14 protein-coding genes and 1 tRNA gene are annotated in these 15,232 nt (G+C 56.4%); 3 read left to right on the top strand and 12 right to left on the bottom strand.

Annotation, left to right across the window (positions count from 1 at the left end; genetic code table 11):
• Positions 1-80 precede the first annotated feature (80 nt).
• Positions 81-1,166, bottom strand: coding sequence for a Gfo/Idh/MocA family oxidoreductase (locus MWU55_RS09940; protein ID WP_246935931.1), 1,086 nt, complete (start codon positions 1,164-1,166; stop codon positions 81-83).
• 207 nt (positions 1,167-1,373) lie between these two features.
• On the opposite strand from MWU55_RS09940, the gene MWU55_RS09935 reads away from it, so the two are divergent.
• On the top strand, positions 1,374-2,027 hold the full coding sequence (locus MWU55_RS09935; protein WP_246935930.1) for a GntR family transcriptional regulator: 654 nt from the start codon (positions 1,374-1,376) through the stop codon (positions 2,025-2,027).
• Positions 2,028-2,378: 351 nt separating this feature from the next.
• Here MWU55_RS09935 and MWU55_RS09930 read toward each other — a convergent pair.
• A tRNA-Ala gene (locus MWU55_RS09930) sits at positions 2,379-2,454 on the bottom strand.
• 99 nt (positions 2,455-2,553) lie between these two features.
• The gene (locus tag MWU55_RS09925) at positions 2,554-2,874 is read right to left on the bottom strand and encodes a TIGR02300 family protein (protein WP_246935928.1); all 321 of its coding nucleotides are present in this window, start codon (positions 2,872-2,874) and stop codon (positions 2,554-2,556) included.
• A gap of 126 nt (positions 2,875-3,000) precedes the next feature.
• On the opposite strand from MWU55_RS09925, the gene MWU55_RS09920 reads away from it, so the two are divergent.
• Together MWU55_RS09920 and MWU55_RS09915 are read left to right on the top strand one after the other, a co-directional pair.
• Entirely contained in the window at positions 3,001-3,732 is a 732-nt protein-coding gene (locus tag MWU55_RS09920; RefSeq protein WP_246935926.1) for a SprT family zinc-dependent metalloprotease, read from the top strand.
• 47 nt (positions 3,733-3,779) lie between these two features.
• Positions 3,780-4,430, top strand: coding sequence for a GntR family transcriptional regulator (locus MWU55_RS09915; RefSeq protein ID WP_246935925.1), 651 nt, complete (start codon positions 3,780-3,782; stop codon positions 4,428-4,430).
• On the opposite strand, the gene nhaA is transcribed toward MWU55_RS09915, so the two are convergent.
• The 9 genes from nhaA to sucC form a co-directional block, all read right to left on the bottom strand.
• Positions 4,411-5,586 (bottom strand): Na+/H+ antiporter NhaA, encoded by a 1,176-nt coding sequence (gene nhaA, locus MWU55_RS09910; RefSeq protein WP_246935923.1) that lies wholly within the window; start codon positions 5,584-5,586, stop codon positions 4,411-4,413. The two genes, MWU55_RS09915 and nhaA, sit on opposite strands and share 20 nt — an antisense overlap.
• A gap of 140 nt (positions 5,587-5,726) precedes the next feature.
• Entirely contained in the window at positions 5,727-7,112 is a 1,386-nt protein-coding gene (gene lpdA, locus MWU55_RS09905) for a dihydrolipoyl dehydrogenase (RefSeq protein ID WP_246935918.1), read from the bottom strand.
• A 99-nt stretch (positions 7,113-7,211) separates the two neighbouring features.
• The gene (locus MWU55_RS09900) at positions 7,212-7,481 is read right to left on the bottom strand and encodes a hypothetical protein (protein ID WP_246935916.1); all 270 of its coding nucleotides are present in this window, start codon (positions 7,479-7,481) and stop codon (positions 7,212-7,214) included.
• Positions 7,482-7,626: 145 nt separating this feature from the next.
• On the bottom strand, positions 7,627-9,114 hold the full coding sequence (gene odhB / locus MWU55_RS09895; protein WP_246935914.1) for a 2-oxoglutarate dehydrogenase complex dihydrolipoyllysine-residue succinyltransferase: 1,488 nt from the start codon (positions 9,112-9,114) through the stop codon (positions 7,627-7,629).
• Between the two features lie 3 nt (positions 9,115-9,117).
• A complete protein-coding gene (locus MWU55_RS09890) occupies positions 9,118-12,096 on the bottom strand; it encodes a 2-oxoglutarate dehydrogenase E1 component (RefSeq protein ID WP_246935912.1) in 2,979 nt (992 codons plus the stop codon).
• Positions 12,093-12,587 carry a DUF805 domain-containing protein gene (locus MWU55_RS09885; protein ID WP_246935911.1) on the bottom strand — a complete coding sequence of 165 codons (495 nt, stop codon included), beginning with the start codon at positions 12,585-12,587 and terminating at the stop codon, positions 12,093-12,095. The genes MWU55_RS09890 and MWU55_RS09885 overlap by 4 nt, the downstream gene beginning before the upstream one ends.
• A 46-nt stretch (positions 12,588-12,633) precedes the next feature.
• A complete protein-coding gene (gene sucD, locus MWU55_RS09880; RefSeq protein WP_246935909.1) occupies positions 12,634-13,518 on the bottom strand; it encodes a succinate--CoA ligase subunit alpha in 885 nt (294 codons plus the stop codon).
• Between the two features lie 12 nt (positions 13,519-13,530).
• Positions 13,531-14,016: a hypothetical protein gene (locus MWU55_RS09875; RefSeq protein WP_246935907.1), complete on the bottom strand. Its 486-nt coding sequence runs from the start codon at positions 14,014-14,016 to the stop codon at positions 13,531-13,533.
• Positions 14,016-15,209 (bottom strand): ADP-forming succinate--CoA ligase subunit beta, encoded by a 1,194-nt coding sequence (gene sucC, locus MWU55_RS09870; protein ID WP_246935905.1) that lies wholly within the window; start codon positions 15,207-15,209, stop codon positions 14,016-14,018. Before sucC ends, MWU55_RS09875 begins: the two co-directional genes overlap by 1 nt.
• Positions 15,210-15,232: the final 23 nt, after the last annotated feature.

The raw sequence follows: 15,232 nt of genomic DNA, 5'->3' as shown, positions 1-15,232 counted from the left end.
ATATCGCATTGATCAGCTCGATGATAAGCTTTGCCTGATTTTGGATATTTTGCAATATTTTTTGCAAAATATCTGATATTTTATCCTACAGCCACATATTCCCCTTCAGTTTCAATATCTTGACCTGGGTGAATATCGACAATTTTACCAGTTTTGCAGGCCAGCTGAATGGCTTCCAGCACTTTCAACGTGCGCAATCCCTCGCGCCCGGACACCAGGGGTTCAGCCCGTCCAGCGATGACATCGGCGAAATGGTGCATCTGGTTGACTAGCGGATCCGACGCTTCGCGGATCAGCGTCGTCGCCGAGATCGGCGTCCACCAGTCGCGCTTTCCATCTTGGTGTGTCCACAGGCGCAGATCGGGAACCGACAACGATCCATGCGCGCCGCCAATCATATAGCAGCTCTCAGGAGTCGGCGGGTAAATCGGGTATTCGTTCGACGTCAGCTCCCAACTCCAGGGCGCGACGATACTGTCGGACACCGTGATGGTGCCGATCGCACCATTCTCGAACCGCAAGACCGCAGCGGCAACGTCCTCGTTCTCGAACCCACGCATTGAAGGCGCAGACTGCGCCTGCACGCTTTGAACCTCGCCGCACAGATGCCGGATCAAATCCACATCATGTGCCAGATTTACCGAAATTGGCCCGGCTCCGGCCTGCTTGCGCCACGGCGCCTCATCGAAATAGTGGTCAGGCTTGTAGAACCAGCAATTGACATGCACAGCGCGTACGTCGCCGATCCCACCCACCGAGACAACTTCGTGCGCTTTACGGATCAGCGGGTTGTGACGCCGATGGTGACCGACGAGAATAGGAACTTCATTGGCTTCCGCTTGATCAACAAGCGTCCGCGCCGCGCTGGCAGAGGTCGCCAAGGGCTTCTCAATCAAAACCGGACAGTCGTGTCGCACAGCTTCGAGTCCCTGCTCGACGTGAAGCAATGTGGGGGTTGCCAGGACCAGCCCATCCGGCTTTTGCGCTGCAAACAGTTCTTCCAGCGTGTCAAAACAGGGAACCCCCCGGTCGTGCGCGAAGTCGCGTCCTTCAACGCTGGGATCCACCACCCCGGACAGGGTTACGTGCTTCAGTTGATTGATGGCATCCGCGTGACGTCGGCCAACCAAGCCCACCCCAGCGATTGCAATTTGAACAGTCTCCACCGGGACAGTCCCCCCTAGAGGCGCAGACGCGCCTTAAATTTCATTGATTAGGCCGAGTCGCCGGCGTCTTCACCTCACCCTAGGCGCCGCTCGCGCGATTTGCAATAATGTCAGATATTTTTTGTTTTAACGGATTTATTGAGTTATTGTAGCTATATCTTCAAAATGGTATCTATTATGGAAATACAGAAAAAACCGGACAAAAAAATGAACAAACAATTCGCCACTGTCGGATCGAGCACCTACCAGCGCATTAAACACGACATCATTTTCGGCGAATTGAATCCGGGTGCGAAACTGAAGCTTGAGGCGCTGAAGCAGCGCTACTCGGCCAGCTCATCGACACTGCGCGAAACCCTGAACCGTCTCGCCAGCGAAGGATTTGTCGAAGCACCCGAACAACGCGGCTTCTTTGTTACCCCCGTCTCTCAAGAAGATCTGATCGAAATCACCGAGCTTCGTGTCCTTTTGGAATGTCACGCTTTGGAACAGTCGATCAAGAACGGCGACACGGACTGGGAAGGCAATCTGGTTGCTGCCCACCACAAACTGCACCTGATTGAACAGCGTATGCTGTCGGGGGATTACTCTGAAAAAGAGATGTGGAAACGCTATGACTGGGAATTCCATCTGGCCATGATCGAGGCCTGTAACTCTAAGAACCTGTTATCGCTCCACTCGACGCTCTACGATAAATATCTGCGCTATCAGATGCTGGTTCTGACGTATCGCGGCGAAGATGCAGTGGTCGAGCATAAGGCAATGTTTGACGCCGCGCTGGCGCGGGATGCAAACGCAGCCAAGCGATTGCTGGAAGATCACATTCGCAACGGACTGGAACATACATTGGCAGCAATGTGAGCAGTGATTGTCCTAACAATACTCTTCCGCAGCAATCACTGACCTCTTGCTTGGCGTCTATGAAGCTCCAACCTCTTCACAAGAAATCAGCAACCGCCCATAAATACTCACGGAGATTACCGGTACCGTTCTAGAGGTGGCCGAAAGCCTATTGAGGGCATTGCCACCCCTCGAACATGAAATCCTTGGTCCTTCCGATGTCAGCTTATGGGGCTTTCCTCACATCTCTCATCACGGAGCGAGTGACATAAGGTGACACAGGACTGCATGTAAAATTGTGACACAACACACGAAAGGTAGACGAACACCGCGTAACCGGTTCAAACCATTATCAAATCTGGGAAAGAGATTTGGTGGAGCCTAGCGGGGTCGAACCGCTGACCTCTTGCATGCCATGCAAGCGCTCTACCAACTGAGCTAAGGCCCCATGCGACACAGCGCATTCGCTGTCCGTGCGCGGTATTTATGCAAAGGCGCCAAGGGGATCAACCCTCAAAATGCGCCTTTGCACAAAATTATTTGACGTTTAGTCGTCGTCGTTCGCCGGCATATCGGCGATCTCGTCCAGCGACACTTCTTCATCGTCATCATCGTCCAGAACGTCATCGCCCAGGTCGACATCGGATGCGTCGTCATCTTCCAGAACCGCATCTGCGTCATCGACCAGATCGTCCTTCATGACAGCTTTGTCTTCTTTGTCGGCAACCATCGTGCGCGACCCTTTACCAGTCTCCACGTTCACGACTTCACCCGAATAAGGGCTGACCACCGGATCGGCGTTCAGATCGTAAAAGCGTTTTCCAGTCGTTGGGCAGACACGTTTGACGCCCCATTCAGCTTTGGGCATTTGAAACCCTTTCCGTTCATACTGACTCGTCTGAGATTTCAGGCAACTGCCACAATGATGCAGGGGTGTCAAAGCCTTTTGCATTGAAGGGTTGACCTTGGCGGCATTCAGGCCGCAATGAAGGGCATGTTCTTTAACAAATCGCGCCAACGACTGACTGAGAATTCGACGCTGAAACTGGGCAATCCGGACCCGGTCACAATTGAACTTCGGGTTTCGAACCGCGCTCGAAGACTATCTTTGCGGGTCTCAAGGCTGGACGGACGCGTAACACTGACCGCGCCCGTTGGTTCCAATCAGGATGAGGTCATGCGGTTCGCCCAAGAGCGCCTTGAATGGATCCGAGGGCATCTTGCGCAAACCGCCCCCTCTGAGGTGCCGCAGATCGGATCTAGCTTGCCATTTCGCGGCGTTGAGCTGTCGCTGGTGCGTGGACAGGCGCGGGTCGTCGAGGTTTATCCAGGCAGGTTGCTTTTGCCACCGCAGTCTCCGAAGCACGACGTCATCCGGTTAGAGGCGTTCCTGAAGGAAAACGCACGCGCAGCCCTTGTTGCTGCCAGTGATCATTATGCAGAGATGGTTGGGCGGCCCTATGGGCGCATTACCCTGCGTGACACGCGGTCCCGCTGGGGATCGTGCAGCTCACGTGGCAATCTTAGCTATTCATGGCGTCTTGTCATGGCTCCGCCTGAGGTGCTGAACTATGTTGCAGCCCATGAGGTGTCACATCTGGTGCATATGGACCATTCGCCCGCGTTTTGGGCACAGGTAGGTGCGATCTTTCCGAACTACGAGACGCCGCGGAAGTGGCTAAAGGACCACGGCACCGCCCTTCACCGCTTTCGCTTTCGCGATTGATTCCTAGTGATATTGACCTCCAGTGATTTTGTGATCACAATTGGGATATGCAGACCCAGACCCGTCAATCCCCTGACAGTACCAGCGCCCATGAGAGGGTTTATCGCCACCTGCGCGCCCGGATCATGCATGGGGAACTGGATCCCGGTGAAAGCCTGACCATTCGCGGCATCGGTGCGGAATACGATGTCTCGATGACCCCTGCCCGCGAAGCTGTACGACGGCTTGCAGCGGAAGGGGCGCTCACCTTGTCAAGCTCTGGCCGGGTCACGGCGCCTGACCTGTCTGCCGAACGAATTGAGGAACTGGCCGCGCTTCGGGCTCTGCTAGAACCCGAATTGGCTGCCCGCGCCCTTCCCCGCGCCCACATGACCCTGATCGACCGCCTACGCGCGATAAATGCACGTGTGTCGGAATGTGTCGCCAATCAGGATGCCAGTGGTTACCTGCGCACAAATTTGGAGTTCCACCGCACCATCTACCTGCGTGCTCAAGCCCCAGCGATCCTCGCCATGGCTGAAACCGTGTGGCTGCAGCTTGGTCCCACCATGCGGGCGCTTTACGCCAAAGGCCAGCGGTCGGACCTGCAACGACACCACCGCATGATCCTGTCGGCCCTTGCCGCGGGAGACGAGCCCGCACTCAGGCTCGCCGTGCGTACAGATGTTACTCAGGGCCTCAAGATGCTGGTTGGGTAGCAGACGCCCTAGTCGCGCCGAGCAACACAAACGAGCCGTAGAGCGCGGACATCAAAGAGCCACTCAGAACTCCTAAGCGCACCATGTTTTGCTGCTCGAGCGTGTCAAACGCAAGCCCACCGATAAACAGCGACATGGTAAAGCCAATCCCTGCAAGACAGGCAAGCCCATACACCATCGGCCAGGTCACCCCATCCGCACGTTTTGAAAGACCGGTGCGTTCTGCCAAGTATACCATTCCCAAGATGCCAATCTGATTGCCAAAGAACAGCCCCAAAGCAACCGCCAAGGTCAGAGGCGCAGTGAGTGTTTCCAAGGAAAGTCCGGCCAACGGCACGCCTGCATTGCCAAACGCAAAAAGCGGCAGGATTGCAAAACTTACGATCGGATGCAGGTCATGCTCTAGCCCTTTGGCAAGGGATTTGCCCTTCGCGTTTGGAGCCAGAGGAATCGCAAAGCCCAGCGCAACGCCCGCCAAGGTCGCGTGCACTCCTGATTTCAGGACAGCCAACCACAGTACGAACCCCACCAGAAGGTAAGCTGTCAGGTTGAACACGCCACGCTGGTTCATGACCACCAAAGCGCTAAGACAGAGCGCCGCAATTGACAGCGCAAAGATCGACAAATTCGACGTATAGAACAGTGCGATGATCACGATCGCTGCAAGGTCATCGACCACGGCCAATGTCAGAAGAAAGGTCTTCAGGTGCGCAGGCACGCGATCACCAAAAAGACTCAAAACACCAAGCGCAAAGGCAATGTCGGTCGCAGCGGGAATGGCCCAGCCTTTTGCCTCGAAACTGTCTATTCCCACAATCCCAAGGAATACCAAAGCGGGCACGGTGATGCCGCCAATTGCGCCGTAAACGGGCAGTGAAGCCTGTTGCCAACTTGAAAGGCTGCCCTCTTTGATCTCTCGTTTGATCTCGAGTGCGACAAGCAGGAAAAACACCGCCATAAGCCCGTCATTGATCCAAAGGATCAGTGGTTTTGAGACTGCAAGCTCTCCGATTGCCCAAGTTGCTTTTGTTGTCAGCATCGAGTCATAGATCGGCTGCAAACTTGGTGTGTTTTCGAAGACAAGCCCAGCCAACGCAGCTAAGGCAAGCGCAATCCCTGCTGCAAGAGTTGGATCAAGACCTAAGACTTTTTTCATGTGATTTTCCTGTGATGATTGATTTCCCTAATATAGGTACGCAGGCGTCACACTTCAGGATCACTTTTCTGATTATTTTAGTCGGAAAGAAAAAAAGCGCCCCGCAAAGGGCGCTTTCTTAGGTAGTTTCGGGCACTTTTTTACGCGTGGATCGCGCCGTCTCCGCAGGCCAAAGCTGCCTCACGTACCGCTTCCGAGAACGTTGGGTGGGCATGGCAGGTGCGCGCCAGATCTTCAGCCGATCCGCCATATTCCATCAGCACGCAAGCCTCGTGGATTAGGTCTCCAGCCGCTGGACCCATGATGTGGACGCCCAGCACGCGGTCGGTGGCCTTGTCGGCCAAGATCTTCACGAAACCGTCGCCTTGGAACACGGCTTTAGCTCGGCCATTGCCCATGAAGCTGAACTTTCCGACCTTATAATCAACACCAGCTTCTTTCAGCTCTTGTTCAGTCTTACCAACCGATGCGACTTCGGGCGAGGTGTAGATCACGCCGGGGATCACATCATAGTTCACGTGGCCCGCCTGACCGGCGATGCTTTCAGCAGCGGCCATGCCCTCGTCTTCAGCCTTGTGCGCCAGCATCGGTCCTTCGGTCACGTCGCCAATCGCCCAGATGCCGGGAACCGAGGTTTTCCAGTGGTCGGTGGCGATCTGACCACGCTCGGTCATCTTCACGCCCGCGGCTTCCAGACCCAGACCATCCACGAACGGACGACGACCGGTGGCAACCAGCACCACGTCGGCGTCGATCACATGCTCGCTGTCATCCTTGCGTAACTTGTAGCTCACGTTCGCCTTGGTCTTCTTGGCGTCGACCTTCTGAACCGCTGCGCCCATGATGAAGTTCAGGCCCTGCTTTTTCAGCGTGCGTTGGAAGGTCTTCTGAATGTCTTTGTCCATTCCCGGCGTGATCTCGTCGAGGAATTCAACCACGGTCACTTCCGACCCAAGACGTGCATAGACCGAGCCCATTTCCAGCCCAATCACCCCCGCGCCGATGACGATCATCTTGCGCGGGATTTTCGGCAGCTCAAGCGCGCCGGTCGAGGTCACGACGACTTTCTCGTCCACCTCAACACCCGGCAGGCTTGAGGGTTCCGAGCCAGAGGCGATCACGATGTGCTTGGCGTTGTGCACTTCGTCACCAACCTTGACCTGACCGGCCGCGGGGATCGAACCCCAACCTTTCAGCCAATCAACTTTGTTCTTCTTGAACAGGAACTCGATGCCCTTGGTGTTCTGACCAATGACGTCGTCCTTATAGGCCAGCATCTCTTTCCAATCGACCGAGGGGCTTTTGCCCTTCAGGCCCATCTTGGCGAAGTTATGCTCTGCCTCATGCAGGCTGTGCGAGGCATGCAGCAGCGCTTTGGAAGGAATACAGCCTACGTTCAGGCAGGTGCCGCCCAGCGTCTCGCGCCCTTCAACACAAGCGGTTTTCAGGCCCAGCTGAGCACAACGAATGGCGCAAACATAGCCACCTGGGCCACCGCCGATTACGATTACGTCATAGTCTGCCATATCACTCTTTCCTTCTTTCTTCGCCATGCGCTGGCCGACTGCCGTTTCTGCGCAACTTGCGTATTCGAATTGATGCTGACAACCGCTTCGGTTCGCCCCTTAAACTGGTGTCAGCAGCTTCACATTCACATTGATCACGCCATCACGCTCCATATGCATAGCCAGTTCTTCAGAATCGAAGAACGCGCGGGCCCGTTCAAGATCAAGGACCTGGAAAAGCGCCACAGCGTGGTTGTCTTTGTCGGGGTCACGCCAGACGTGGAGCGTTTTGAGGCCGACGGCTTTGCGGTTGAACCGGTCTCTTTTGAAGACGGTATACCACGCGTCGAAATCCGCCACATCAGCTTGCCAGAGTACATGTGTTGCCATGATCAGAAACCCCCTCTGTGATTAACGACTGCAGCGCGCATTTGCGGGCAGGTCGCAGTGTTCTTGCATTTGCCAGAACCGGGAAGCTGGCGCGCTCGAACTTCTGCCTGATCAGTCAGGAAAGTGTCGAGCGCGCCAAGGTTCATTACAGATCCATCAACAGGCGACGCGGATCTTCCAGTGCTTCTTTCACGCGCACAAGGAAGGTCACGGCGCCTTTGCCGTCGACGATGCGGTGGTCATAGCTCAGCGCCAGATACATCATCGGGCGGATGACGACCTCTCCGTTGATCGCCATCGGACGGTCTTGGATCTTGTGCATGCCAAGGATACCCGACTGCGGCGGGTTCAGGATCGGCGAGGACATCAGCGAGCCATAGACACCACCGTTTGAGATGGTGAAGGTGCCGCCCTGCATTTCTTCCATGCTGAGCTTTCCGTCACGGGCGCGGCGTCCTTTCTCGGCAATCGCTTTTTCGATCTCGGCGAAGGACATGCTGTCGGCGTCGTTGATCACCGGAACAACCAGACCGGTGGGCGTACCGGCGGCGATACCCATGTTTACGAAGTTCTTGTAAACGATGTCGGTGCCATCGATTTCGGCGTTCACTTCCGGCACTTCTTTCAGCGCGTGGCAGCAAGCCTTGGTGAAGAACGACATGAAGCCCAGACGGACGCCGTGTTTTTTCTCGAACAGGTCTTTGTACTCTTTGCGCAGAGCCATCGTCTCGGTCATGTCCACCTCGTTATAGGTGGTCAGCATGGCGGCTGTGTTCTGGCTGTCTTTCAGACGGCGCGCGATGGTCTGACGCAGACGTGTCATCTTCACACGCTCTTCGCGGGCGGGATCGCCAGCAGCGCGCGGGGCAGCCGGGGCTGCTGCAGGCGCGGCAGCTTTCGGTGCGGCCAAGGCGGCAGCAACGTCGTGCTTCATCACGCGGCCATCACGACCAGTGCCCTGCACGTCGGCGGGGTTCAGGCCAGCTTCCGCCATGGCTTTTTTGGCCGAGGGCGCGTCTTCCACATCCTTGCCAGCCGCCGCAGGGGCAGCCGCAGCAGCGGGGGCCGCAGCAGGCGCAGCCGCAACAGCCCCACCCGACGAGAGAACCGCTAGCTTGGCCGTGGCGTCTACAGTGGTGCCTTCGGGGGCCAGAATCTCAGCCAATACACCAGCGGCAGGGGCTGGCACTTCGACCGACACTTTGTCGGTTTCCAGCTCGCACAGCATCTCGTCCTGTGCAACGGCGTCACCCACCTGTTTGAACCAGCTTGAAACGGTGGCTTCAGATACACTTTCGCCCAGCGCGGGTACCATCACGTCGACGGCCTGACCCGCGTCGCCAGCCGGGGCAGCAGCAGGGGCGGCTTTAGCGGCAGGAGCTGGGGCTGCACCCTCGCCTTCGCCAATCATGGCCAGCAGTGCATCAACGCCAACAGTTTCACCTTCGGCGGCGACGATCTCGCCCATCACGCCAGCGGCAGGGGACGGCACCTCGACGGTGACCTTGTCGGTTTCCAGCTCGCAGAGCATTTCGTCAACGGCAACAGCGTCGCCGGGTTTCTTGAACCATGTTGCGACCGTGGCTTCGGTCACGCTTTCGCCCAGCGTGGGGACACGTACTTCAATGCTCATGGCTTATTTCCCTTCCATGGTCAGCGCGGCATCCACCAGCGCCTCTTGTTGTGCTTTATGTGCAGATGCCAAGCCTGTCGCAGGCGAGGCAGCAGCGGGGCGACCGGCATAGATCGGACGCGTGTGTTTCGCGCCGATGCGGGTCAGCACCCATTCAATGTTTGGTTCTACAAAGGTCCAGGACCCTTGGTTTTTCGGTTCTTCCTGACACCAGACGATTTCCGCCTGTTTGAAGCGTTCCAATTCCTTAACGCAGGACATGGCCGGGAAGGGATAGAATTGCTCGAGGCGCAGGATGTAGACATCCGTGATGCCGCGCTTGTCACGCTCTTCCAGCAGGTCATAGTAAACCTTGCCCGAACACATGACGACGCGCTTGATCTTGTCGTCTTTCACCAGCTTCGCCTCGGACCGACCCGTGCCGTTGTCACGATCACCATCATCCCACAATACGCGGTGGAAGCTGGAACCTTCGGTGAAGTCCTTGGCGTCCGATACGCACAGCTTGTGGCGCAGAAGCGATTTCGGTGTCATCAGGATCAGCGGTTTACGATAGCCGCGATGCAGCTGACGGCGCAGGATGTGGAAATAGTTCGCCGGGGTCGAGCAGTTCGCCACGATCCAGTTGTCGCCACCACACATTTGCAGGAAACGCTCCAGACGGGCCGAGCTGTGTTCCGGTCCTTGCCCCTCAAAGCCATGCGGCAGAAGAACGGTCAGGCCGGACATACGCAGCCATTTCGATTCACCCGATGAGATGAACTGGTCGAACATGATCTGCGCGCCGTTGGCGAAGTCGCCGAACTGAGCTTCCCACATAACCAACGCGTTGGGTTCGGCCAGCGAATAGCCATATTCAAAACCCAGCACCGCGTATTCCGACAGCATCGAGTCGATGACCTCGTAATGGGCCTGACCTTCGCGGATGTTGTTCAGCGGATAGTAGCGCTCTTCGTTTTCCTGGTTGATCAGGCCAGAGTGGCGCTGCGAGAACGTGCCGCGCGTACAGTCCTGACCGGCCAGACGCACCGGGAAGCCTTCGGTCAGAAGCGAGCCGAACGCCAATGCTTCTGCGGTTGCCCAGTCAAAACCGGTGCCTTTTTCAAACATCTTGGCTTTGGTGTCCAAAAGACGGCCAACGGTCTTGTGCATCGGGAAATTGTCCGGTGCGGTGGACAGTGCTTTGCCAACCTCGTTGAACGTCTCGGTCGAGATCTCGGTCTTGCCGCGCTGATATTCATCACTGTTGGTGTCCAGATGCGACCAGCGCCCGTCCAGCCAGTCGGCCTTGTTGGGCTTGTAGTCTTTCCCAGCCTCAAACTCGTCGTTCATGCGCGCTTGGAACGATGCCTTCATATCCTCGATTTCGCCTTCGGGGATCAGGCCGTCTTTAACCAAACGTTCTGTGTACAGCTGAAGCGTTGTCTTATGCTTCTTGATGTTTTTGTACATCAGCGGGTTAGTGAACATCGGCTCGTCGCCTTCGTTGTGACCAAACCGGCGATAGCAGAAGATGTCCAGAACCACGTCTTTGTGGAATTTCTGGCGGAATTCGGTAGCCACGCGGGCGGCATGCACCACGGCCTCGGGGTCGTCACCGTTCACGTGGAAGATCGGGGCTTCCACCATCAGAGCAATATCCGTCGGATAGGGCGACGAACGGCTGAAGTGCGGCGCAGTGGTAAAACCGATCTGGTTGTTCACAACGATATGCATTGTGCCACCGGTTTTGTGACCGACCAGCCCCGACAGGCCGAAACCTTCGGCCACGACACCCTGACCGGCAAAAGCCGCGTCGCCGTGCAGAAGGATCGGCAGAACCTGATCGCGGTTCACGTCGTTCATCTGTTCTTGCTTGGCGCGCACCTTGCCCAGAACCACCGGGTTCACCGCCTCAAGGTGCGAGGGGTTCGCGGTGAGCGACAGGTGGACCTTGTTGTCATCAAACTCGCGGTCCGACGATGCACCAAGGTGGTATTTCACATCGCCCGAACCGTCGACTTCTTCGGGTTTGAAGCTGCCGCCTTGAAATTCGTTGAAGATGGCGCGGTAAGGTTTCTGCATAACGTTGGCTAGAACCGACAGACGGCCACGGTGCGGCATGCCGATCACAACGTCTTTCAGGCCCAGCTGTCCGCCGCGCTTGATGATCTGTTCCATCGCCGGGATCAGCGCTTCGCCGCCATCAAGGCCGAAACGCTTGGTGCCCATGTATTTGACGTGCAGGAATTTCTCAAAGCCCTCAGCCTCGACCAGCTTGTTCAGGATTGCCTTACGGCCTTCCTGAGTGAAGCGGATTTCCTTGTCGAAGCCTTCGATACGCTCTTTCAGCCAACCCGCTTCTTCCGGGTTCGAGATATGCATGTATTGCAGCGCGAAGGTGCCACAATAGGTGCGCTTCACGATCTCAAGGATCTGACGGATCGAGGCAACCTCGAGCCCCAGCACATTATCGATAAAGATCGGGCGATCCATGTCAGCTTCCGAGAAGCCATAGGACGCGGGATCCAGCTCGGGATGCGGTGTAGGTTCCTGCATGCCCAGCGGATCAAGGTCTGCAGCCAAGTGGCCACGAATACGGTAGGCCCGGATGATCATCAGCGCCCGGATCGAATCCAGAACGGCGCGTTTGACCTGATCGTCGGACAGGGTCACGCCCTTCTCGGCGGCCTTTGCCTCGATCTTCTTGGCCGCCGCCTTGCCTTCTTCGGCAGGGGCTTCCGGCCATTGACCGTCCAAAGCATGCACCCGATCACCTTCCGGCATCGGAGGCCAGTCACCGCGCGCCCAGCTGGGGCCAGCGGCCTCGGCGGTTACGTCGCGGGCGTCATCCCCAAGCTCTGCGAAAAACGCATGCCACGCAGCGTCAACCGCGTTGGGATCCTTCACATACTGGGCATAAAGTTGCTCCAGATATTCTGCGTTATGGCCTTGCATAAAGCTGGATGCGTGGAAAATGTCGTTCGGGGATTGGTCATTCATGATAACACCTCATGAGGGTTGGGACCCAGTGGCTCATTGTTTTTTGATGTTGGCAAAGCCCAGAGCACAATTGTTGGGATTGCGAGTACAAGGCTAGTTCCCAACCAAGGGAATATAAAGATCCACCCAATACTCATACGCTGGTGGCTAAACTGCTCAATAGCGGAAAAGGCAAAGATGCCCCAATAGCCGCCAAAGAAAGCCAATGCGGTAATGATCGTGAGCACTACTGTTACACCCGCATCTTTGTTCCTACGGATTGCACACGAAACACCAAAGAGCATAGGAATTGGAGAGAACATCCAAAAAGATTCCGTGAAGCTTTTCAGGAAATAGAACGAACTGTTCAACCCCGAAAAAACCCCCAATACTGAAAGCACGAATGGAAAGGCCAGTACGGCTGCGAACCACCAAAACTCAGTTCTCGAGGCGCTGCCTGAGAATGAAAAGCATTTGGAAAAGCCCATCTTTATCGCTTTAGCAGGAGTCATTTCGTTCCTTTGGGAGTTGGGGCCCGAATGAACGGGCCCCAGATGATTACTTACCGATCGCTTCCAGCACGGCCTCGCCCAGCGTTGCGGGGCTGTCTGCCACCACAATGCCAGCAGCGCGCATGGCTTCGATCTTGTCTTCGGCACCGCCTTTACCACCGGCAACGATGGCACCAGCGTGGCCCATGCGGCGGCCCGGAGGTGCCGTACGGCCAGCGATGAAGCCCGCGACCGGCTTCCAGCGGCCTTTCTTCTTCTGTTCGGCCAGGAATTCAGCAGCTTCTTCTTCTGCCGAGCCACCGATCTCACCGATCATGATGATCGATTGGGTCTCGTCGTCGTCTAGGAACATGTCCAAAACGTCGATGTGCTCGGTGCCCTTGATGGGGTCACCACCGATGCCAACCGCGGTCGACTGGCCCAGACCGATATCGGTGGTCTGTTTCACAGCCTCATAAGTCAGCGTACCCGAGCGCGACACAACACCGACGCTGCCGCGTTTGTGAATGTGGCCGGGCATAATGCCGATTTTACAAGCGCCGGGAGTGATCACGCCGGGGCAGTTCGGGCCTACGAGACGCGACGCCGTGCCTTCCAGAGCGCGCTGAACGCGCATCATGTCGAGCACCGGAATGCCTTCGGTGATGCAGACGATCAGCTCCATCTCGGCGTCGATGGCTTCAAGGATCGAGTCCGCTGCGAAGGGCGGCGGCACGTAGATCACGGAGGCGTTGGCTTCAGTGACGTGCTTAGCCTCGTGAACCGAGTTGAAGACCGGAAGGTCCAGATGCGTCTGGCCACCTTTGCCCGGCGTCACACCGCCGACCATTTTGGTGCCATAGGCAATCGCCTGTTCCGAGTGAAAGGTACCCTGAGAGCCGGTAAAGCCCTGACAGATCACCTTGGTATTTTCGTCGATAAGGACTGCCATGTGGTAGTCTCCTTAATTAGCAAAGATTGACAGGGAAGCGACCTTAGAACGGCCGTTTGATAGGTTGCTCACAGCCACTTGCGCTCCAATGCCACCTTTGGAAAAGGTCGCACTTGCTCGGGAGCCCTTAGTTGCTTTCACTTCCAATCCCTGAACTTTATGTCGTTGAAGGGTTTTAGCGAGGCTTGGCGCCATGCCTTTCGCGTCAGTTTTTTGGCGTGTAACCATGCACGCCGTACCGCCGCCAGAAAGCTTGATGGCCGGATTAACGAATTCACCGTTGTCTGACACCCAGCCACTATTGCTTTTCTCGAAGCCTTCCTTCGCAAGTATTGCACCCACTTTCTCGAAATTCGGGAACGTCTTGAGGCATGTTTTTTCAAACAATGCCAAAGCACGAGCTTGCGCTTCGTTGGGTGTTTCTGCAGCCACTAGCGACGGCGACATGAAACCACTCAACAGCAAAGCAAACCCAAACTTGACGAAGGTTTTCCGCATCAGCCCTTCACCGCTTTCACGATTTTCTCTGCACCGTCCGACAGGTTGTCGGCAGCGATCACATCAACGTCTGAGTTGTTGATGATGTCTTTACCGGCTTCCACGTTGGTGCCTTCCAGACGGACAACCAGCGGAACCTGCAGGCCCACTTCTTTCACAGCTGCAACCACGCCCTCGGCGATGACGTCACAGCGCATGATACCGCCGAAGATGTTCACAAGGATGCCCTTCACGTTGGGGTCCGAGGTGATGATCTTGAAGGCCTCAGTGACTTTCTCTTTGGTCGCACCACCACCAACGTCAAGGAAGTTGGCCGGTTCAGCGCCGTACAGCTTGATGATGTCCATGGTGGCCATCGCCAGACCCGCACCGTTCACCATGCAGCCGATCTCACCGTCCAGAGCGATATAGTTCAGGTCGTATTTCGACGCTTCCAGCTCTTTTGGGTCTTCTTCGGTGGTGTCGCGCAGTTCGGCAATGTCCGAGTGGCGGTAGATGGCGTTGCCATCAAAGCCAACTTTCGCGTCCAGCACTTTGATGTCACCGCTGTCCGAGATGATCAGCGGGTTGATTTCCAGCATCTCCATATCCTTCTCGGTGAAGGCTTTATAGAGCTTGCCCATCAGAGCAACGCACTGTTTGACTTGTGCACCTTCCAGGCCCAGCGCAAACGCGATGCGACGGCCGTGGAAACCTTGGTATCCCGTTGCCGGATCAACCGAAAAGCTCAGGATCTTTTCGGGGGTCGCTTCCGCCACTTCCTCGATATCCATGCCGCCTTCGGTCGAGCAAACGAACGAAATGCGCGAAGTTTGGCGATCTACTAGAAGCGCAAGGTACAGTTCACGCTCGATGCCGGAACCGGCTTCGATGTAGATGCGGTTCACCTGTTTGCCGGCTGGGCCGGTCTGGTGGGTCACAAGGGTGCGGCCCAGCATTTTCTTGGCTTCTTCAGCGGCTTCCTCGACCGATTTGGTCAGGCGGACACCGCCTTTTTCGCCAGCGTCGGCTTCCTTGAAGGAGCCCTTGCCGCGGCCGCCTGCGTGAATTTGGGCTTTGACCACCCAAAGCGGTCCGTCGAGTTCACCTGCGGCGGTTTTGGCATCTTCTGCTTTCAATACTACGCGGCCGTCCGAAACGGGGGCACCGTAGGATTTCAGAAGGGCCTTCGCCTGGTATTCATGAATGTTCATGAAATCATCCTATCCAGTTGGTC

It is taken from the genome of Aliiroseovarius sp. F20344 (genome assembly GCF_023016155.1).
Classification (GTDB): domain Bacteria; phylum Pseudomonadota; class Alphaproteobacteria; order Rhodobacterales; family Rhodobacteraceae; genus Aliiroseovarius.
The sequence above is the reverse complement of the archived record's forward strand: the minus strand, read 5'-3'. Positions and strand labels throughout refer to the sequence as shown.

What these genes read in the sequence shown, in the direction of transcription:
- sucC (WP_246935905.1), bottom strand. Translation starts at nt 15,209, where the DNA reads ATGAACATTCATGAATACCAGGCGAAGGCCCTTCTGAAATCCTACGGT.
- MWU55_RS09925 (WP_246935928.1), bottom strand. Translation starts at nt 2,874, where the DNA reads ATGCCCAAAGCTGAATGGGGCGTCAAACGTGTCTGCCCAACGACTGGA.
- sucD (WP_246935909.1), bottom strand. Translation starts at nt 13,518, where the DNA reads ATGGCAGTCCTTATCGACGAAAATACCAAGGTGATCTGTCAGGGCTTT.
- MWU55_RS09935 (WP_246935930.1), top strand. Translation starts at nt 1,374, where the DNA reads ATGAACAAACAATTCGCCACTGTCGGATCGAGCACCTACCAGCGCATT.
- MWU55_RS09890 (WP_246935912.1), bottom strand. Translation starts at nt 12,096, where the DNA reads ATGAATGACCAATCCCCGAACGACATTTTCCACGCATCCAGCTTTATG.
- MWU55_RS09920 (WP_246935926.1), top strand. Translation starts at nt 3,001, where the DNA reads ATGTTCTTTAACAAATCGCGCCAACGACTGACTGAGAATTCGACGCTG.
- MWU55_RS09875 (WP_246935907.1), bottom strand. Translation starts at nt 14,016, where the DNA reads ATGCGGAAAACCTTCGTCAAGTTTGGGTTTGCTTTGCTGTTGAGTGGT.
- MWU55_RS09900 (WP_246935916.1), bottom strand. Translation starts at nt 7,481, where the DNA reads ATGGCAACACATGTACTCTGGCAAGCTGATGTGGCGGATTTCGACGCG.
- nhaA (WP_246935923.1), bottom strand. Translation starts at nt 5,586, where the DNA reads ATGAAAAAAGTCTTAGGTCTTGATCCAACTCTTGCAGCAGGGATTGCG.
- MWU55_RS09885 (WP_246935911.1), bottom strand. Translation starts at nt 12,587, where the DNA reads ATGACTCCTGCTAAAGCGATAAAGATGGGCTTTTCCAAATGCTTTTCA.
- lpdA (WP_246935918.1), bottom strand. Translation starts at nt 7,112, where the DNA reads ATGGCAGACTATGACGTAATCGTAATCGGCGGTGGCCCAGGTGGCTAT.
- odhB (WP_246935914.1), bottom strand. Translation starts at nt 9,114, where the DNA reads ATGAGCATTGAAGTACGTGTCCCCACGCTGGGCGAAAGCGTGACCGAA.
- MWU55_RS09915 (WP_246935925.1), top strand. Translation starts at nt 3,780, where the DNA reads ATGCAGACCCAGACCCGTCAATCCCCTGACAGTACCAGCGCCCATGAG.